The organism is Sporomusa sp., from assembly GCF_035561155.1.
Lineage (GTDB): Bacteria > Bacillota > Negativicutes > Sporomusales > Sporomusaceae > Sporomusa.
Genome location: NZ_DATMYD010000146.1, coordinates 44,564 through 64,630 on the forward strand (window position 1 = coordinate 44,564; position 20,067 = coordinate 64,630).

General features: G+C 46.6%; 18 protein-coding genes. All 18 read left to right on the plus strand.

Features of this window, described 5'->3' with window-relative positions:
• Window positions 1-53: 53 nt before the first annotated feature.
• The 18 genes from VN447_RS19390 (at window position 54) to spoIIP (ending at window position 19,966) form a co-directional block, all read left to right on the plus strand.
• Window positions 54-635 (plus strand): nucleoside recognition domain-containing protein, encoded by a 582-nt coding sequence (locus tag VN447_RS19390; protein WP_325527388.1) that lies wholly within the window; start codon window positions 54-56, stop codon window positions 633-635.
• A 14-nt stretch (window positions 636-649) separates the two neighbouring features.
• Window positions 650-1,189: a spore maturation protein gene (locus VN447_RS19395; RefSeq protein WP_325527390.1), complete on the plus strand. Its 540-nt coding sequence runs from the start codon at window positions 650-652 to the stop codon at window positions 1,187-1,189.
• Window positions 1,190-1,298: 109 nt separating this feature from the next.
• A complete protein-coding gene (locus VN447_RS19400; RefSeq protein WP_325527392.1) occupies window positions 1,299-2,579 on the plus strand; it encodes an FAD-dependent oxidoreductase in 1,281 nt (426 codons plus the stop codon).
• Window positions 2,580-2,591: 12 nt separating this feature from the next.
• The gene (locus VN447_RS19405; protein WP_325527394.1) at window positions 2,592-3,575 is read left to right on the plus strand and encodes a hypothetical protein; all 984 of its coding nucleotides are present in this window, start codon (window positions 2,592-2,594) and stop codon (window positions 3,573-3,575) included.
• A 30-nt stretch (window positions 3,576-3,605) separates the two neighbouring features.
• Window positions 3,606-4,340 (plus strand): pseudouridine synthase, encoded by a 735-nt coding sequence (locus tag VN447_RS19410; protein WP_325527396.1) that lies wholly within the window; start codon window positions 3,606-3,608, stop codon window positions 4,338-4,340.
• A 75-nt stretch (window positions 4,341-4,415) separates the two neighbouring features.
• Window positions 4,416-5,660: an NAD(P)/FAD-dependent oxidoreductase gene (locus VN447_RS19415; protein WP_325527397.1), complete on the plus strand. Its 1,245-nt coding sequence runs from the start codon at window positions 4,416-4,418 to the stop codon at window positions 5,658-5,660.
• A gap of 26 nt (window positions 5,661-5,686) precedes the next feature.
• Window positions 5,687-6,244: a hypothetical protein gene (locus VN447_RS19420; protein WP_325527399.1), complete on the plus strand. Its 558-nt coding sequence runs from the start codon at window positions 5,687-5,689 to the stop codon at window positions 6,242-6,244.
• A 130-nt stretch (window positions 6,245-6,374) separates the two neighbouring features.
• Window positions 6,375-7,385, plus strand: a complete 1,011-nt coding sequence (aroF, locus tag VN447_RS19425; RefSeq protein ID WP_325527401.1) for a 3-deoxy-7-phosphoheptulonate synthase — start codon at window positions 6,375-6,377, stop codon at window positions 7,383-7,385.
• A gap of 33 nt (window positions 7,386-7,418) precedes the next feature.
• Window positions 7,419-8,717 carry a 3-phosphoshikimate 1-carboxyvinyltransferase gene (aroA, locus tag VN447_RS19430; RefSeq protein WP_325527403.1) on the plus strand — a complete coding sequence of 433 codons (1,299 nt, stop codon included), beginning with the start codon at window positions 7,419-7,421 and terminating at the stop codon, window positions 8,715-8,717.
• A gap of 12 nt (window positions 8,718-8,729) precedes the next feature.
• Window positions 8,730-9,404 carry a (d)CMP kinase gene (gene cmk / locus VN447_RS19435; protein ID WP_325527405.1) on the plus strand — a complete coding sequence of 225 codons (675 nt, stop codon included), beginning with the start codon at window positions 8,730-8,732 and terminating at the stop codon, window positions 9,402-9,404.
• A complete protein-coding gene (locus VN447_RS19440; RefSeq protein WP_325527407.1) occupies window positions 9,397-10,002 on the plus strand; it encodes a lysophospholipid acyltransferase family protein in 606 nt (201 codons plus the stop codon). Before cmk ends, VN447_RS19440 begins: the two co-directional genes overlap by 8 nt.
• Before the next feature lie 16 nt (window positions 10,003-10,018).
• A complete protein-coding gene (locus tag VN447_RS19445; protein ID WP_325527408.1) occupies window positions 10,019-11,743 on the plus strand; it encodes a sensor histidine kinase in 1,725 nt (574 codons plus the stop codon).
• The gene (locus VN447_RS19450; RefSeq protein ID WP_325527410.1) at window positions 11,736-12,503 is read left to right on the plus strand and encodes a LytTR family DNA-binding domain-containing protein; all 768 of its coding nucleotides are present in this window, start codon (window positions 11,736-11,738) and stop codon (window positions 12,501-12,503) included. The genes VN447_RS19445 and VN447_RS19450 overlap by 8 nt, the downstream gene beginning before the upstream one ends.
• A gap of 217 nt (window positions 12,504-12,720) precedes the next feature.
• Window positions 12,721-14,577 carry a carbon starvation protein A gene (locus VN447_RS19455; RefSeq protein WP_325527412.1) on the plus strand — a complete coding sequence of 619 codons (1,857 nt, stop codon included), beginning with the start codon at window positions 12,721-12,723 and terminating at the stop codon, window positions 14,575-14,577.
• Window positions 14,578-14,874: 297 nt separating this feature from the next.
• Complete coding sequence (locus tag VN447_RS19460; protein ID WP_325527414.1) at window positions 14,875-16,836, plus strand: bifunctional 4-hydroxy-3-methylbut-2-enyl diphosphate reductase/30S ribosomal protein S1; 1,962 nt, start codon at window positions 14,875-14,877, stop codon at window positions 16,834-16,836.
• A gap of 8 nt (window positions 16,837-16,844) precedes the next feature.
• Window positions 16,845-17,909, plus strand: a complete 1,065-nt coding sequence (gene fni, locus VN447_RS19465; RefSeq protein ID WP_325527416.1) for a type 2 isopentenyl-diphosphate Delta-isomerase — start codon at window positions 16,845-16,847, stop codon at window positions 17,907-17,909.
• 103 nt (window positions 17,910-18,012) lie between these two features.
• On the plus strand, window positions 18,013-18,780 hold the full coding sequence (locus tag VN447_RS19470) for a DUF1614 domain-containing protein (protein ID WP_325527418.1): 768 nt from the start codon (window positions 18,013-18,015) through the stop codon (window positions 18,778-18,780).
• Window positions 18,770-19,966 (plus strand): stage II sporulation protein P, encoded by a 1,197-nt coding sequence (spoIIP, locus tag VN447_RS19475; protein ID WP_325527420.1) that lies wholly within the window; start codon window positions 18,770-18,772, stop codon window positions 19,964-19,966. The genes VN447_RS19470 and spoIIP overlap by 11 nt, the downstream gene beginning before the upstream one ends.
• The last annotated feature ends 101 nt before the right edge of the window (window positions 19,967-20,067 follow it).

Genomic DNA, 20,067 nt, shown 5'->3' on the forward strand with positions numbered 1-20,067 from the left:
GACGTTCTAGCCTGATAAAATCTGTCATACCATCATAATGGGTGATATTGACGATGATTAACGTAATTTGGTTGCTTCTTATGGCAGGAGGTATTATTTACGCCGGTATGAATGGGCGAATCGAGGTTGTCACGATAAGTGCAATTAGTGCCGCTAAAAGCGCGGTAGAATTGGCCATTAATTTAATTGGCGTTATGTGTTTGTGGCTGGGTATCATGAAGATTGCCGAGTTATCTGGACTTATCAAAGTCATCTCCTACATGTTGAATCCAATCGTAGGTTTTTTGTTCCCTAGCGTACCCAGAAATCACCCTGCCATGGGTGCAATTATCATGACAATCAGCGCCAATATGTTGGGATTGGGCAACGCAGTAACTCCACTCGGGATTAAAGCTATGCAGGAACTGCAAACCCTCAACCCTAAAAAAGATACGGCGACTCCAGCCATGTGCACCTTGCTGGCTTTATGCACAACCGGGTTTACGCTTGTACCTGCGACTATTATTGCGTTAAGGTCAGCGGCAGGGTCAGTTAATCCTACTGAGATTGTTGGGCCGACCCTCGTTGTGAGCCTGCTTGCCACAATTTTTGTTCTTGTTATCGATAGGCTATGCCGGGCAGTATGGAAACGGTAACAGGGGGTGTCTGAGTGCTGATTGAGCTATGCGAGCAACTGTCAATTTGGGCTATTCCTATTGTACTGCTTGTCATCCCTATTATTGGATATTTACGGAAAGTTAAAGTATATGAGGCTTTTGTTGAAGGCGCAGGTGAGGGCTTTCATACCGCTATCCGCATCATGCCGTGCCTTGTAGCTATGTTAGTAGCCATTAGTATATTTCGCGCTTCAGGTGCCATGGACGCGTGTGTGGCATGGATGGGGCCGGTATTGAGTATCCTGGGAGTACCGTCTGACCTAGTTCCCTTGGCAGTCATGCGGCCGCTGTCAGGCAGCGGTTCACTGGGGCTTGCCACTGAACTTTTAAACACCTATGGTCCTGATTCGCTGGTTGGCCGAATTGCTTCAACTGTTTTAGCCAGCACTGACACTACTTTTTATGTGCTCACCGTATATTTTGGTGCAGTAGGCCTCAGTAATCCCCGCTATGCGGTGCTGGTTGGCCTGTCCGGTGATATTGCCAGCTTCCTCGCTTCAGTCTATATATGTCAATTCCTGTTTGCACATTAACTGGTAACGATCTGTTACCAGTTTTTTCTATGGCGCTGCCTGTGGCATATGGCGGGTGCACGAATACACTGTAATGTGATTTAAAGCACGGGAATTGGAGGGGTAGTCCATGATTAAAGTGGTAGTGGTTGGCGGTGGATGGGCTGGTTGTGCAGCAGCCTTAGCAGCGGCTAAAGCCGGAGCGCAGGTAGTTTTACTTGAGCGCACCGACTTATTACTGGGGACCGGCCTGGTTGGCGGCATATTCCGCAATAACGGACGTTTTACGGCAGCTGAAGAAGCTATTGCCATGGGTGGTGGGGATTTATTCGTAGCTATGGATGCCAATAGCAGACACCGGGGCATACATTTTCCTGGACACAGTCATGCTTCCTTTTATGATGTAACTACGATGGAACCTTTGGTAAAAAAGATTCTGCAGAACTACGGCATTGACGTTAAAACCCGCGCAAGGGTATCTAGTGTAGTTAAATATCGTAAAAAAATCCAATACCTTGTGGATGATAACGAAGAGATTATTCAAGGGGATGCTTTTGTAGACACGACTGGCACTTCCGGACCTATGGGCAACTGCTTAAAATACGGCAATGGCTGTGCCATGTGTATTCTCCGCTGTCCGACCTTTGGTCCGCGGGTAAGCATTACAGCAAAGGCTGACGTTAAAGAAATCATGGGTAAAAAGGCTGACGGCACTTATGGGGCAATGAGTGGTTCCTGCAAGATTAATAAAGATTCACTTAGACCTGAACTAAGAGACCAGCTCGAAAAAGAGGGTATGGTAGTTATTCCATTGCCGGAAAACCTGAAAAAGACAGGTATGCTTGGTAAGAAGGCGTGCTCACAGTATGCGATTGCCGATTATGCCGAAAACATCGTACTTATTGATACCGGCCATGCCAAGCTGATGACGCCGTTCTTCCCGCTTGACATGTTAAGGACAATACCCGGGCTGGAACGCGCCAGGTATGAAGACCCATACTCAGGTGGTGTAGGAAACTCTATACGATATTTAGGAATGGCTCCTTGTAGTAGTTCGTTGATAGTAGAAGGAGTAGATAACTTATTCTGTGCAGGAGAAAAAGCTGGCATTATGGTTGGGCACACTGAGGCTGTAATCACCGGGTTATTGGCAGGCCATAATGCGGTACGCTGTTGCTTGGATATGCAGTATTTGGAATTACCGTCTGAACTGGCTTCTGGTGATTTCATCACTTTTATTCATGAACAAATGGCTACCGAAGAAGGAATCAGACTCAGGTATACTTTTTCCGGCTCTGTCTATTTTGAACGAATGAAAAAGCTGGGATTGTATTCAGCACAGCGTGGAGAAATTAACGAGCGCGTGGCTAAAGCCAGTTTAACCGATATCTATAATACCTGCCTGGTATAAGGAGGGGTGAACATGTGGAACAAACTATCGATAAAATGCATTGACATCAACTCACCCTACTGCCCGTGCCTGCTCTCACAGACCAATCATTGCACATTTTGCAGTCATCTAAAAGGTGAACCAGTGTGTGACTGCAACTGGAGCGGAGTGTGCATACTATATGAAAAGCAGTGGCAGCAGAAGAAACAGAGTTGGGCCAGCGACGCTGATAGGCCTGTTCGGCTAGAGTCTGATACGGAATTTATCATCAAACAAAAAATTGCTGAACATACATACCTATTAGAATTTGAGGTACTTCCCGACCTTGCCCAATCGCTTGACAAATGCGGTTCATTTGTGTTTATGCGCCGGCCGTCTGATCAGCATTTCTATCACTTTCCAGTGGGTGTCATGAAGGTTTCCGGGAATAATATTCAAGTAGTTATCGAAGCCAACGGACCCAAATCTTCACGGTTGCTTGCTGATAACAACAAGCAGGTACAGGTGCGTGGTCCATATTATAACGGTATTTTTGGTCAGCCCTGGATTGACAATGTAGATAATGGTAAAATATTATTAATAGCTGGGGGGATGGGCCAGCCGCCGGCTGTGCCGATCGCTCATAAACTTCTTGAAAAGAGCAATAAAGTCAGAGCTATCTTAGCGCCAGGTAAGATAGGCACGGTATTTATTGCAGGGGAACTGGCCGAACTTGGCATAAAGGTACAGGAAGTAGCATCGATGCGTCAGTTTGGCATGCATGCTTTAACTGAACTCTTAGCTGACAGTGAAGAACGTCCTGAACTAATAGTGAGTGCCGGTCCTGACGACCAGCATTACGGTATAATTGCCGCCATGCAGGCCGCCGGAGTAAATCTCCCCATGGCAGCTACCAACAACACTACAATGTGCTGCGGTGAAGGTATTTGCGGCAGTTGTGAACGGCTAACTAAGAACAATAGCCGAGTACGTACCTGTAAGGTGCAGACAGATTTTAGCCAATTTATCCAAGAATAAATATAGTAAGGAAAGTAGGAATCAAATTCTATGTTGGAACGTTTGCAGAAAGTCATTGCGCAAGCCGGAATTGCTTCACGGCGGGATGCCGAGGAACTCATTACAGCCGGCCGGGTTACTGTCAATGGTAAAGTAGTAACCGAGCTTGGAACGAAGATTGAGTCTAGGCGGGATCGGGTCGCTGTTGACGGTAAACCGCTTAAAGCCGAAAAATATGTTTATATTCTACTCAATAAACCAAAAGGTGTAGTAACTACGCTGGAAGATCCCCGGGGCCGCAAAACAGTGGCCGACATTGTTGCCAAAATTCCGGAACGAATTTATCCGGTCGGTAGACTGGATTACAACACTGAGGGATTATTGATTATGACTAATGACGGCGATGTGACCTACGCCTTAACTCATCCTAGTCATGAGATCGCCAAAACCTATTTGGCTAAGGTCGAGGGATATCCGCCTGAAGAAAAACTCGATAAGCTTCGAGTTGGTATTAAGCTAGAAGATGGTGTTACCGCTCCAGCCAAAATTAATATTGTGGACATTGATCGCGAGAAAGAATTAACAACTTTGGAAATTATCATATATGAAGGAAAAAACAGACAGATTCGCCGAATGTGTGAAGCTATCGGCTACCCTGTCAAAAATCTAAAACGAATTCAATATGCCTTTCTAACGTTAGAGGGACTTCGTCGGGGGCAGTACCGCCAACTGCTTGCCGGCGAGGTTGAAGAACTCAAACGGCTTGGTAAGAAAAAAAACGGATAAGTTTTTTACCCTTATTTCAATGATAAATAAGGGTTTTTTTACTACAACAGTAACTTGAAAGTGAGTGTGACCCACATGAAGCAGGTTCTCATTATCGGTGGCGGTGCGGCCGGTTTAATGGCCGCAGTCAGCGCTGCGCAGCATGGCGCCAAAGTAACAGTACTGGAAAAAATGAAAGATATTGGCCGCAAACTACTTATAACCGGCAAAGGCCGCTGTAATATCACCAACAGCTGTGACCTTCCTGAACTGGTAAAAAACATGCCAGGCAATGGCGCATTTTTGTACAGTGCATTCAATGCATTCAGTAATCAAGATATGGTTGATTTTTTAGAGCAAGCAGGTTTGCCAACCAAAGTAGAGCGTGGCGGTCGTGTCTTTCCAGTCAGCGATCAGGCCAGAGATGTGATTAAAACATTTTCCCACGAATTGTCCAAGCTAAATGTTGAAGTAAAAACGGGGCAAACAGTGAAAAAACTAATCTTAGAAAACGGCCGCCTTACTGGTGCAGCAACAGCTGATAGTGAATATCGAGCAGATGCAGTCATTGTAACTACAGGCGGTGCCTCTTATCCAGGCACTGGCTCCTCAGGTGATGGCTACCGCCTGGCACTGGCAGCCGGACATACTATCATACCTATCAAGCCATCGCTGGTGCCAGTTGAAGTTGAAGAAGAGTGGATAACTGAGTTACAAGGCTTGTCACTCAAAAACGTAACGGCAACAGTTTTTGGCGGTGGAAAAAAAGCAGCTGAGGAATTTGGTGAAATGCTTTTTACGCACTACGGCTTGTCAGGCCCAATTATTCTGTCATTAAGCAAAAAAGTTTCTGAGCTCTTCGCAGCAGTTCCCAGTCAGGAGGTGTCAATTGAGATTAACCTCAAACCGGCTCTATCTACAGAAACCTTGGACAAGCGCTTACAACGGGACTTTATTAAATTCGCCAGGAAACAGTTGAAAAACTCCCTTAATGAGCTTCTGCCAGCCAAAATAATACCGGTAATAATTGATTTGTCTTTTATTGATCCTGAAAAGTTTGTCCATCAAATTACTAAAGAAGAGCGCGTCCGCCTGCTTAATGTACTGCAGCATCTTACTTTTACAATCTCGCAAACCAGGCCAGTGGCTGAAGCAATAGTAACAGCCGGCGGAGTCAGTACAAAAGAGCTTAACTCACGCACGATGGAATCAAAACTTGTAACAGGACTGTTTTTTGCTGGTGAAGTCATTGATATTGACGGATACACCGGTGGATTTAATCTTCAAGCAGCATTTTCTTCCGGCTATGTGGCCGGCATGTATGCTGCTTCTCAGGACTAGGCAAAACTACGACGAGGGGGGTTGGTATGGAAAATAGGAATCACAAGTTCCGCCGCAAGAAATTCCTTACCGTTGACCGGCTGCTAATACGGCTGGCGACAGCTGCTGTTGTTTTGTTATTAGTAGTTCAGACGCTCCTCTTAAGCGCAGATGCCCGTAAGTACCTTTCGCTGGTCGACAAGCTGGAAGGGGAACAAATAACATCGCCGGCTACCATGTATGCAGCCGATGTTCCCTGGCCTAATCCGAATAAAGAAATGAGCGCCGTAAACAAAGTTGTCACCAAGTCAATCCGCACCCTTAGACCCAGTCAGAATGTTACTATTCGAATGATTAACCCGCCGGCAAGTGACGACGCGGTTGTTACGGTAAATGGTGAAACAGGGGGGCATTTTGGCAAAGGAAAAGTTGACCTAACGATCTATGACGGCGATTATATTGAGATTGATGCTGTCAATGTAAAAATACCTGCTCAATTCATCATTGATACACATCATGGTGATATGATATACCCTGTCGACGGGATTATGCTTGAAAGTAAAAATAATATGATCGTAGTGGGCAAAGTTGTTTTTAAACGTTAAACTGCCCTTAGGTGATGCTTTTTTTGAAATATTTACAGAAAGTTGGCAGCAAAGTGCTAACTTTAGAGGAAATTTTCTTTGGGCAGGGAATTATAAATAATACATTTTTGGATATCCGTGGAGGCCTGCTATGATTATAATGATGAATGCGCCCACTATTGATCAAATTAACCGGGTACTGGACAAACTTCGTCAACTAGGACTGGATGGTCACTCAATAACTAGCTCAGATAAAACCATTATTACGGCAAGCGGAGACTTGTCTGCCTGTCAGCCGGAATTATATGAAAGAATGCCAGGTGTGGATAAGGTTGTTATTGTTGAAACACCGTATAAATTAGCCAGTCGGGAATTTCAGGAAAAAAATACTGTTGTCACAGTGGGCAAGGCCCATTTTGGCGGCACCAGCACTCCGGTAATTGCCGGGCCCTGCGCCATTGAAAGTTATAACCAGCTTTACCAAGCAGGGGTTAGCGTTAAAGCGGCAGGGGCGGTTATGCTGAGGGGCGGGGCCTACAAACCGCGTAGTTCACCCTATAGCTTTCAGGGCCTGGAAAAGGATGGACTGGAAATTATCAAGACTGTTGGCCGTGAAGTAGGGCTGCCAGTAATCTCTGAAGTAACCGATCCACGCAAAGTGGAGCTGATTGCCGAACATGTTGACATGCTGCAAATAGGTACCCGTAACATGCAAAATTTTGTGCTTTTGAAAGAAGTGGCCTTAACCAAAAAGCCCATTTTACTTAAGCGTGGTCTTGCAGCAACTATTGAAGAATGGCTCATGGCGGCCGAATACATAATGTCAGGTGGAAATAACCAGGTTGTACTGTGTGAACGGGGCATCCGGACCTATGAGACATATACGCGTAATACCTTGGATTTGACCGCTGTTCCGGTGATAAAGCACCTGAGTCATTTACCTGTTATCGTTGATCCTAGTCACGGTACAGGCAACTGGCGCTGGGTGAGCCCCATGGCCAAGGCTTCGGTGGCCGCCGGTGCTGACGGTCTACTGATTGAAGTACATCCCTGTCCGGAAGAGGCATTGTCTGATGGGCCGCAATCGTTGACTCCAGGCAACTTTACCCAACTCATGGCAGAGCTGAATACTTTAACCGCCGCGCTTGGGCGTTCGTTATAATCACAGGGAAATACATAGTGAAGAGGGATGATTATGGGAGAGGTCATTAAGTTAAACCCTACTAACGGTTTGGTAGGAACAGTAAATATTCCCGGTGATAAGTCAATATCACACCGCAGCGTGATGCTGGCCGGGCTTGCTGATACACCGGTAAAAGTAACAAACTTTCTTCATGCTGCTGACTGCTGGTCAACCATCGACTGTATGCGGGCGATGGGGGTTTCTGTAGAACAGGATGAATCCGGGGGGTTAACCATCACTGGGAGAGGGTTTTATGGTTTAAGCGAACCCTATGATGTTCTTAATGCCGGTAATTCGGGAACTACCATCAGACTGTTAACAGGATTATTAGGCGCACAATCTTTTTTTAGCGTCATGACAGGTGATGCTTCACTGAGGAAACGCCCTATGGCCCGTGTGATAACTCCGCTAGCTAAGATGGGCTTAAATATATTGGGCCGCGAGCAGTCACGTTATGCACCGTTGGCCATTACCCCGGCAAAGCAGGTTACAGGGATCGAGTATGCTATGCCTGTTGCTAGCGCGCAGGTAAAATCGGCTATTTTGCTGGCCGCCTTATATGCCAACAGTCCTACCATAATTACAGAGCCGATGCCTTCTCGTGACCATACAGAGAGAATGTTTGAAACCTTCGGCATTCCAGTTACACGAACCGGCAATGCCATTACCCTTGAGCCTGTGCAAGAACTTACGGCTCCTGAGTTAATTAACGTACCTGGCGACATCAGCTCGGCTGCTTTTTGGCTGGTAGCCGCCTCCATTATTCCCAATAGTCAGCTTACCCTGGTTAACGTTGGTATCAATCCGACCCGTACCGGCATTCTTGATGTCTTGAAGCAAATGGGAGCAGATATCACTATCACTAATGAACGGTGGAGCGGCCGTGAACCAGTAGCTGATATTATTGTGCGGTCGGCTCAGTTAAAGGGTGTAACTATTGAGGCTGAAATCATTCCCCGGCTGATTGACGAGATTCCAGTACTGGCTGTAGCCGCCTTGTTTGCCGAAGGGCAAACAGTGGTTCAGGGGGCAGAAGAGCTTAGGGTTAAAGAGACTGATCGACTAAAAGCAGTCACACTGGAACTTGGCAAGATGGGAGCCGAGATTACTGAAACTCCCGATGGCCTGGTGATTGAGGGGCCGCAGAAGCTAAGCTTTGCTGTTTGCTATTCTCATGACGACCATCGTATGGCTATGGCACTGGCAGTTGCAGGTGTGGCTTCTCAAGGGGTTGAAATTGGAGAACCTGACTGTGTAAAAATTTCTTATCCTGACTTTTTTGCCGTCCTTACAGGGCTAAGGCGGGATTAATAGGAGGAGACTATGAAGCGCTTAATTATTGCAATTGACGGACCAGCAGGAGCAGGAAAAAGCACAGTAGCCAAATTGGCTGCCCAGCAGCTGGGCTACACCTATATTGATACCGGGGCAATGTACCGTGCTGTAGCTTGGCAGGCATTAAATGAAGGCATTGAACCCGATAGTGAAGCTGTCGCAAGGTTGGCCTGCAACCTTGATTTGAAGCTAACATATGTAAATGGCAAAACAGAGGTGGCAGTCAACGGTCAAGATATTACCGATGCCATCCGCACCCCTGAGGTTAACCGGCTTGTGTCTAAAGTAGCACAAGTTCCGGTACTGAGGGAGATAATGCTTAAACTGCAGCGTGATATGGCAGTAGAGGGCGGGGTGGTTATGGACGGCAGGGATATCGGCACACATGTTTTGCCTAACGCTGACATAAAGATATTTTTGACAGCATCTATTACCGAACGCGCCAAACGCCGGTGGCAGGAACTAACGGACAAAGGCTATACCATCGACTTAGCTGAGCTGGAAAACGAAATTGCCTGTCGCGATAAAGCCGATTGTGAGCGGGAAGTTGCACCGCTAGTCGCGGCAGTTGATGCCGTCTTCATTGATACTACTGAGTTAGCCATTGATGCTACAGTTGAAAAGATACTAGAACTTTGCAAGGAGAGACAGGCCTGTGTATAAATTGTTGTGTTTTGTACTAGGTGCCATTTTCTCGATTTTTTTTCGCTGGAAAGTGATTGGCGCTGAGAACGTTCCGGTCGCTGGCGGTGTCATTATCGCGGCAAACCATGTAAGTCTTTGGGATCCGCCGGTTGTTGGCACCGCCATACCCCGGCGGATTCATTTTATGGCTAAAGAAGAGTTGTTTGCCAACCCAATTTTTAGTTGGCTTATTTCCAAACTGGGCGCTTTTCCTGTCAAGCGTGGAATAGCTGACAGGACTGCAATCCGCACAGCTTTATCACTTTTGGAGAATGGCTCTGTACTAGGATTATTTCCTGAAGGTACGCGCAGCAAAACTGGCATATTGGGCGCAGCAGAACCGGGCTTGGCCATGTTGGCCATAAAAGCCGGTGTCCCGGTTATACCTACCGCGATAATCGGTACCAACAAAGTCTTTCGGGACGGTCAATTACTGCCAAAATTTAAAGTGATATTTGGCAAACCTATTATACTTACCCGGGACAATGCCGGTAAAGACAGCTTGGACGTTATGAGCGGTAAAGTAATGGAGGAAATCGGTCGCTTACTCAAAGAAGAAACCAAAGCTATAAAATAAACGAGTAGGTATTGTTATGGAAAATAGCACAATTGAAATATTAGACGGCAATTTATCTATCATTTTAGTGCAGCGTATTGCCATAATCGCCGTTTTTGCTTATGTACTTTCACATACCCGGGCATTTAGATTAATATTTAAAGAAAGCACTACTGGTCGGGAAAAGCTAGCACTGGTATTTATCTTTTCATTGGTTTCGATTGCCGGCACCTACTTTGGAATCCCCATAGAGGGAGCCTTGGCAAATGTTCGGGATACCGGTACCATAGTCGCCGGACTCTTAGCCGGCCCACTGGTAGGTACGGCTACCGGCCTGATTAGCGGCCTACACCGCATTTATCTGGGTGGATTTACTGCTGTGCAGTGTGGTGTTGCCACTATGATGGGCGGTATATTGGCCGGATACATCTATATGAGAACAAAACCTAAAACCCCGGAATGGATTACCGGAATCATAACTGGTGTCAGTGTCATTCTGCTAAGTATGGGGTTTATTCTAGCATTTGCAAAACCATACGATGCAGCCTTGTCGTTGGTTACTCGAATCACTATTCCAATGTCGCTGGCTAATGCAATTGGTATAGCAATTTTTATGATTATTATTCATAACGCCAGAGAACATCAGACTAAGATTGCGGCCTTGCAAACACATAAGGCGCTAAATATTGCCAACGCGACTTTACCGCACTTCCGGCAGGGACTCAATCCGGCATCGGCAGAGAAGGTTGCTATCAACATACTCAATATGACTTCGGCGGCCGCAGTCGCGATTACTGACCTTGAACGAGCCTTAGCCCATATTGGTCTGGGCAGTGATCACCATTCTAGAGGCAGACAGGTATTTACAAAACTGACCAAAACCTGCTTAGCACAAGGCCAGGTCACTGTTGCTCAAACCCAAGCCGAAATCGGCTGCAACGTTCCGACGTGCCCGCTTAAATCGGCAATAGTAGTACCGTTATACTGCCGTGATGAGCTTGTAGGTACTTTGAAGATTTATTATGCTCGCGAAGAAGCGTTAACAGCACTTGATATTGAATTTGCCCAGGGACTTGGCCAGGTATTCAGTACTCAGCTTGAACTAGCCGCCTTACAACATAAGGCTGAACTAGCCGCAAAAGCTGAACTTAAAGCCCTCAGAGCACAGATTAACCCCCATTTTCTGTTTAATGCACTAAATACTATTGTTTCTTTCTGCCGTACCAACCCGGAAAACGCCCGTAATTTGTTGATTGAACTGAGTGAGTTTTTCCGTCGCAGTCTTAAGGCGGCCCGCGATTTTGTAACACTAAAAGAAGAGCTTGAACATGTTGATTCCTACCTTACCCTGGAGCAGGCGCGGTTTGGCCAGAGGCTAACCATTAAACAGGATGTTGAGTCAGACACACTGGACATATTAATCCCTACCTTTATTCTCCAGCCCTTGGTTGAAAATGCTGTAAAGCACGGACTTTTATCCAAAGCTGACGGCGGTACGGTAGAGATTTCTGCCAAAACAACCGGTAGGCAAATTGAAATTTCCATAAGTGATGATGGGCTGGGCATACCACAATCCATTCAAAAACAAATTTTGGAATATGGTTTCGGCAAGGGCGCTGGGGTCGGCTTGACCAATGTCAATGAACGACTCAAAGCTATATACGGGCCTAAACACGCGCTCATTATTAATAGTGTAGAAGGGCAGGGGACAACAGTAATACTTCATATTCCCATCGATGTGGAGGTTATGGTTAATGGCTGACCAGTTACGCACAATAAGGGTGATGGTGGTCGATGATGAAGAACCGTCTCGCAGTGAATTGCGCTACTTATTGGAGCAATTTGAAGATGTTGAAATTATCGGCGAGTTTATAAGCGGTGAGGAAGCCAGCAGAGCTGTGCTGACGCTTAATCCGCATCTTATCTTTATCGATATTGAAATGCCAGGTTTAAATGGTATTCAAACAGCCGAAAGAGTTAGTACTGACACCGCAATGCCGCTACTTGTTTTTGCTACTGCTCATGAAGAGTTTGCGGTAAAAGCTTTTGAACTTAATGCCGTAGACTATTTATTAAAACCCTTTTCCGCTAAAAGGATAACCAAAAGTATTGAGAAAGTTCGCGGCCTGCTGGCCGAAGCGACGACGGCAACAATAAAAAAACGGGATACAGAGGAGACTCAGCTCCAAAGCCTGCAAAAGCTGGCTATAGAGTATAACGGCAAAGCGTATGTTATCGATACAAGGGACATCATAGCTGCGTATTGCACGGAAGGACAAATCTCCATACAAACGGCAGATAAATGTTACTACTCTAATATGCCGCTGCAGGATCTCCAGTCCAGGCTGGATGAACGATTGTTTTTCCGCACCCACCGTGCCTATCTTGTTAATATTGAAAAAATCAGGGAGATTGTCCCCTGGTTTAATGGAACGTATAATCTGATTCTGGAGGGGTTTGACAGAGAAGTGCCTGTTAGCCGTCAGCAGGTTTCTAAGCTGAAAAAATTATTCGGCTTATGATTGTTTTGTAACTATGTAAACATACTTGTGCTATTGACCAGGATGATAGTGTATTTCATCCTGGTTTTTTGTCATTTCGCAGGATACATATTGCTAGCTTTTTGTGTATAATGTATTATTTGAAATATAAAGAAAATTTTAGGTAAAGGAGGGAAGGTGTTCAAGGTCTTTTCATTTATTCATATATTTATAAATTTTTGAAAGGGGGACTTATTTCATGAATTCAGTTAGTTTATTAATAATTGCTGTATGTGTTTATATTTTGGCGTACCGTTACTATTCGGCCTTCATTTCCGCAAAGGTCCTGGCATTAAATGACGCTAATATTACTCCGGCGTACCGCTGTAATGATGGCCGCGAGTTTGTTCCTACGAATAAATGGGTATTGTTCGGTCACCACTTTGCTGCTATTGCAGGTGCGGGCCCGCTTGTTGGTCCGGTGCTCGCAGCCCAGTACGGCTGGGGTCCTGGATTTATGTGGATTCTTTTGGGTTCCGTTTTTGCTGGCGCAGTACACGATTTCATCATCCTCTTTGCATCAGTTCGTCACAATGGTCAATCACTAGCTGTTATTGCCCGGCGGGAGGTTGGTCCCTTAACTGGTGTAACTACTTCACTGTCAGTTCTCTTCATTATCATCGTTGCTCTTGCTGGTCTTGCTATCGTTGTTGTAAACGCTTTGTTTAAAAATCCTTGGGGCGTCTACACACTGTTTATGACCATTCCGATTGCTATTATTGTTGGTCTGTATATGTTCAAAATTGTCCCAGGTTCGATTCGTTCCGGATCGATTGCCGGTTTCATCATGGTAATGGCAGCAGTAATTACCGGTCACTGGCTGAGCCCCGGTCAACCGTGGGCTGGTTTGGCCAATATCTTTGACCTTACCAAACAACAACTGTCAGTTGCGCTGCCTGTTTATGGCTTCTTTGCGGCCGTTCTGCCGGTATGGCTGCTCTTAGCTCCGCGCGATTACCTTAGTTCATACATGAAAATTGGTACTGTATTAGCCCTGGCTTTGGGAATTCTCATCGTACAACCTAGTATCAACATGCCGATGACCACCCGCTTTATGGACGGCGGTGGGCCGATTATCCCAGGCCCGTGGTGGCCGTATGTATTTATTACTATTGCCTGCGGCGCTATCTCCGGATTCCATTCACTCATTAGCTCAGGTACCACTCCTAAGATGATTGAACTTGAGTCTCAATCCCGTGTTATCGCTTATGGCGGCATGCTTACCGAAGGCTTTGTGGCTGTAATGGCTCTTATCTCGGCCGTTGTGCTTATGCCTGGCGATTATTTCGCAATTAACAGCCCGGCTGCTGTATTTGCTAAACTGGGTATACCTACTGTTGAAATAAAAGAATTATCACGCTTAGTACAAATGGATGTTGCTCATCGACCTGGTGGCGCGGTATCTTTAGCAGTTGGTATGGCACATATCTTCTCCAGCATCGGTGGCATGCAGCACCTCATGAGCTATTGGTATCAATTCGCCATTATGTTCGAGGCGTTATTCATTCTTACCACTATTGACGCCGGTACCCGTGTAGCTCGTTATATCCTTCAGGATATTTTAGGAACCTACGTGTATGCTCCTCTTAAACAAACAAACTGGTGGCCCGGCATTCTCTTCACCAGCTTCCTGGTTACTTACAGCTGGGGCTACCTGCTTTATAGCGGAGACGTTGCCAGCATCTGGCCACTCTTTGGTGTAGCAAACCAGCTCTTAGCCGTTGTTGCTCTGGCTATTGGTACCACCATTATTCTGAAAATTGCTCCTAAGAAATCGTATGCCTGGGTAACATTTGCCCCTCTGAGCTTCTTGTCGGTTACTGTTATTGCTGCCGGTGTCATGAACGTGCAAATGTTCTTCAAGCGCGGTGATGCTCTTGGCAACACAAACGGTACTGTAAGTATTATTTTGATTGTCCTGGTAATTATTACCTTACTGGATTCTATTAGATTGTGGTTTAGCCTGTTGAAAAATGATAAACCGATTGGTATGAACACCGAAATCTCAACCTTGTCTTGCCCGGTAAATACCACTAAGCCTAATATTCCAAGCTAATCCTTTTCTCGTTGATCAATTGAATGACCAGAAAAAACCGCCGCTATGTCAGCTTTTGCTAAATAGCGGCGGTTTGATTTGAAACACAAGAGCAAAGGTATTATAATAAAGTGAGACTTAGCTTCAGGTGGGGTTTTAACCCCATCTGAAGTTTAGTCGACCAACTTCCAGGGACTTAGCCTCTCGCCTGTGCCCTTTGGGTATAACTCCCACTTGTAGAAGATGGGAGTCTTAGAGCGGCTTGGTCATCGGATAAATAAGGCGAGTATACCAAAGACTACCAAGCAGGAGGCTGTTATGAAAATTTATCTGGCCGAACACCGTGGTTTTTGCTATGGTGTAAAGCGAGCTATCGACATCGCCTTGAATGCGGCTGATACAAATTGTCCAGTACATACTCTCGGGCCGATCATCCATAATCCGCAAATGGTAAGTTATCTGAAAGAGCAGGGCATTGGTGCTGCTGACAGACTGGAAGAGATATCAACAGGTAAGGTCATTATCAGATCTCATGGTGTTGGGCCTGAAATATATCGCCAAGCTGAGGTTAAACAACTGGATGTAGTGGATGCTACCTGTCCGCATGTGAAAAAGGCTCAACAGGCAGCGTATGCACTTTTAACAGCTGGATATCAGGTAGTTATCGTCGGAGAACGCCACCATCCCGAGGTTCAGAGTATCCTGGCATGGACAAGTCATGAAGCTGACGTGGTGGAAACACCCAGCGAAGCGGAGGCGCTTCCGTTTCATTCCCGGCTGGGGGTAGTGGCTCAAACTACGTTTGCAGCCGAGGATTTTGAGGCTATTGTTACAGTTTTGAGGTTCAAATGTGAAGAATTAAAAATCGAACGCACCATCTGTACGGCAACTGATCTTAGGCAGCAGGCAGCTGTCGACTTAGCAAAAAAAGTCGATATCATGATTGTGGTTGGGGGTAAAAACAGCGCCAACACTACTCGTCTGGCCAGTGTCTGCCGGGATGCCGGTTCACAGGCCTATCATATTGAATCAGCCAATGAGCTTAAGCCAGAATGGTTTGCCGGTGTACAGACTGTCGGGATGACAGCCGGCGCGTCGACGCCCGATTGGGTTATTGAGGAGGTATATAGAAAAATGGAAGAAATGAATATCACTGATGTTGTTAAGTTGGATGTTGGCAGTATTGTAAAAGGCACTATAGTTGGCGTTCGCCATGATGAGGTGTTTGTTGATATCGGATATAAGGCAGAAGGCGTTATTCCTTTATCTGAGCTGGCATATCCGGCGCCGCAAACGGCCGCGGACGCTGTAAGCGTAGGGCAGGTTATCGAGGTATTAGTACTCGACGCTGACAGCGCTGATGGTCAGGTGAAGCTCTCTAAAGTGCAGGCTGACAAACTGACTGCTTGGGATAAACTTGAGCAGGCGTTTACTGCCAAACAGCCGGTAGACGCTAAAATTACTGAAGTTGTAAAAGGTGGGGTGGTTGCTGCCGTTTTTGGCGTGCGCGGCTTTATCCCGGCCTCGCAGGTTGATATTAGATTTGTAGAAACTTTAGAGCCGTTTGTGGGACAGACTGTCCAGGCTGTACCTATCGAAATCGATAGAGAAAAACAAAAGGCTGTACTTTCCCGCAGACAGTTGCTATCATTGGAGAAAGAAGTAAAGGAAAAAGAACTGTTTGCGAAATTGGCCGTAGGACAAACGATTACCGGCAAGGTAAGCCGTCTGGCAAACTTTGGCGCTTTTGTCGATATAGGCGGTATTGATGGGCTTGTACATATTTCTGATTTGTCCTGGCAGCGGGTCAAAACACCGCAGGAAGTTGTCAACGTCGGCGATGAAGTTACTGTCGTTGTACTCAAAGTCGATACTGAAGCCAAAAAACTGTCTCTCAGCTTAAAAGATGTTGAACGTGATCCCTGGTATACAGATGTTGATACTCTGACTATTGGATCAATCGTTAGCGGAGCAGTTAGCAAGATTGCCAAGTTTGGCGCATTTGTTGAAATCAAAAAGGGTATTGAGGGGCTGGTGCATATCTCGGAAATGGCTGAACGGCGGGTGGCTAATCCTGAAGAAGTAGTAGCTACCGGTCAGCAAGTAGCTGTTAAGATACTCAGTATTGACAAAGAGAATAAACGGGTTGGCCTTAGCATGGTACAGGCCGAACAAGATAAAGAACGGGCCGAATTCAGCGATTATCTCACAACCCAGGCTCCGTCATCCGGAGTTACACTTGGCGATAAATTTGGCCATTTATTCAAGCGGGAGGACTAGACAGGCGCATGATACGGCAGTCACGCAAACTGGAACATTTGAAGTATTCCATGCTTTTAGACGATGGCCCGGCGGCTGCCGGATTTGCTGATTTTCACATGGTGCATAACTGCCTGCCGGATTTGGCGTGGCGGGATATTGATGTTAGTACAACAGTGGCCGGCATAACCCTGCCGCAGCCAGTTATCATTAATGCAATCACCGGCGGCGCGGCCGATGTCACGAATGTCAACCGTGAATTGGCCGAATTCGCCCGGCAAACAGGGGCCTCCATGGCGGTAGGTTCACAATACGCCGCCATCGAAGACCCGTCAGCGGCTGAATCATATAAAGTTGTACGAAGGGCTAATCCTAGCGGCGTGGTGTTTGCCAATCTGGGCGCTCATGCTGCCCCTGATGCTGCCCGCTGTGCTGTTGACATGATTGGCGCTCAGGCAATTCAGATTCATCTTAATGCCGGACAGGAAATTATCATGAGTGAAGGCGACCGCGATTTTAGCGGCTATTTGTCTCATATTGAAGCAATTGTAAAAAAAGTTGACGTTCCGGTTATTGTCAAAGAGGTGGGCTGCGGCATCGGCCGCGAGCAAGCTAAGGCGCTTGTCGGTATTGGTGTGAAAGCCATTGACGTGGGCGGTACGGGCGGCACTAACTTCTTGGCTATTGAAGCGGCCCGAGGAAGGCTAAACCTGGACGCTGAGATGGTGTCCTGGGGCATTCCCACTGCCATCGCGGCAGTAGAAGTAGTGTCTGAGGCTGCGTCAGCCGTTGATGTGGTCGTTTCAGGCGGCGTGCGGACACCACTGGATGTTGTCAAGGCATTGTCCATAGGCGGCGTGGCAGCAGGGATTGCCGGTCCTGTGCTAAAGACTCTCAGGCGCAAGGGCCTTGACGGTGCAGTCCGCTGGTATGAGAACTTCGCTACAGATATAAAACGCTTTATGCTCCTGGTAGGTGCACAGAATATCAATGATTTGCGATCAGCCCCGCTCGTAGTTACCGGTTTTAGCCGGGAATGGTTAGCGGCAAGGGGAATTGATACTGTACAATTTGCAACGCGTAAAAAAACATAGTAAAAAGCATGGCCAACGGCCATGCTTTTTGCATTAATAAGGCGACAACAGCACAAACTAGGGTGGATAATTCAACATTACAAGGCTATGAGGTGAGAAAACAATGATGAATATGCCACTCGGAATGATTTTACTTTTAGTTGTCAGCGTGCTGGTATACTTTGGATTAGCCCATCGAATTTTGGACCGCATGCGGATGACTGATAAGCAAGCGTTACTCTTTATTGCCGGTATTGTTGTCGGCAGCTTTATTGACATTCCCATTATGCGTTCCCCTATGCAAATCACGATCAATGTCGGCGGCGCAGTGCTGCCTATTTTGCTCAGTATTTACCTAATTTTCAAAGCCGATGAAACTGCCGAAAGAGTTCGGGCCATTGTCGCCTCCCTACTTGTTGCAGGCGCGGTATCATTAGGCGCACGCTATTTGCCGTATGAGCCCGAAAACATGTTTCTTGATCCCAAACTTATCTATGGATTATCTGCAGGTCTTATTGCCTATCTTGCCGGCCGATCCCGGCGCAGCGCGTTTATCGGCGGTATACTGGGCATCGTCCTGAGCGATATCATCCATATTGTCACCCTCTCTGGGTTGGGTATTCCAGGTACTACCGCGATTGGCGGAGCTGGTGCTTTTGACGTTACCATCATTGCCGGTTTAGTAGCTGTAATGATAGCCGAACTGGTTGGTGAGACAAGGGAAAAGTTGCAAGGCGGTCCGGTATTAGGGCCCAATCGCCCCGAAGGATTGTATGAGTTTAGTAAAGAACTGCATCCAAGTGAAAAACAAAAGGACGAGCAGCAAAATGTCAAGCAAACAGGATCTAGCGATAAAACCTCTGGCAATGGGGGTGAACGCAGTGAAAAATAGATTACTTCCGATACTACTAGCGCTGCTATTTATTGCAGCCAATACCATATGTTATGCTAAGGATGGCGATTACTCGACAGTCGTCGATGAGGTCGGTAACCAGGTGTATATGACCGGTTGGAAAATGCGGTCCGGTGATCAGGTATTGACTGAAAATAACCGCCGGTATGAAGTTGTTCGTGTTGAAGGTAATATTGCTCACGCCAAATTTGTTGGCGAGGTCAACTTATCCATGTATTATAATGAAGATACGAGCATACTGGCACGGCTGAAAGCGTTTCTTCAGCCAGCTATTGCTCAAGCCGAGGGCGGTGGTAAGGTAGCTGTCTACCACACCCACTCCGACGAATCTTATGTGCCTACTGATGGCAAAGAAAGTATCTTAGGAGCCGGCGGTGTCTACAAGGTCGGCGATGCCTTTACCGCTTCGTTAGAGAAAAAGGGAGTCGCTGTAGTTCATTCACAAGCAAAGCATGATCCGCATGACGACATGGCATATGAGCGCTCTCGCCGGACGGCCCTTGATTTGATAAAAAAGGAACAGCCTGATGCTGTTTTTGATATTCATCGTGATGCTGTGCCGCCGGAGGTATATAAAACCAACATCGATGGTCAAGATGTGAGTAAAATCCAGCTTGTTGTCGGTAAATACGGCCCAACAGGTAAACAAATTGAAGACTATGCGCTCCAGATAAAGGCAGCAGCCGATAAGCAGCATCCTGGGTTGGTAAAAGGGATATTTTTTGCTAAGGGCGGTGACTATAACCAGGATTTGCACCCTCGGTCCATGCTGCTTGAGGTAGGCGCTCACACCAATGATCGTGAGTCAGCTGAGAAGGGAATTGCACTATTCTCCGATATTGTTCCAACCATTTTGGGCAAGTCCAGCGCCCCCACAGGTCCTAACGCCGCTGGCACCACCGGCGCCGACGGTAGTGCCGGTCTTGGTTCGGCAGCCGGCGGTGCATCTGGAGCGACTAAATCAATGGGTTGGATTTTAGGACTATTAATCGCGGGCACTGCGGCTTTCCTATTCCTAAGTACCGGCAGTTTTAAAGAAGCCGGCGCCAAACTTAAGAATTTTACATCCACTGAGTTTACCAACTTCCTTGGCCCCAAGGCCAGAAAGCGGCGTAGCACCGAAAAGGATTCCGAGCATTCTGAAAAACAGGACGATAACAAGTAGTGCTCATCAGGCAGGCTTATGTCCTGCCTTTTTTCTTATTTATTTTATCGTTTAATAAAACGCGTTGCAGGAAAATATAGCTACTAACGGAATATTAAAGG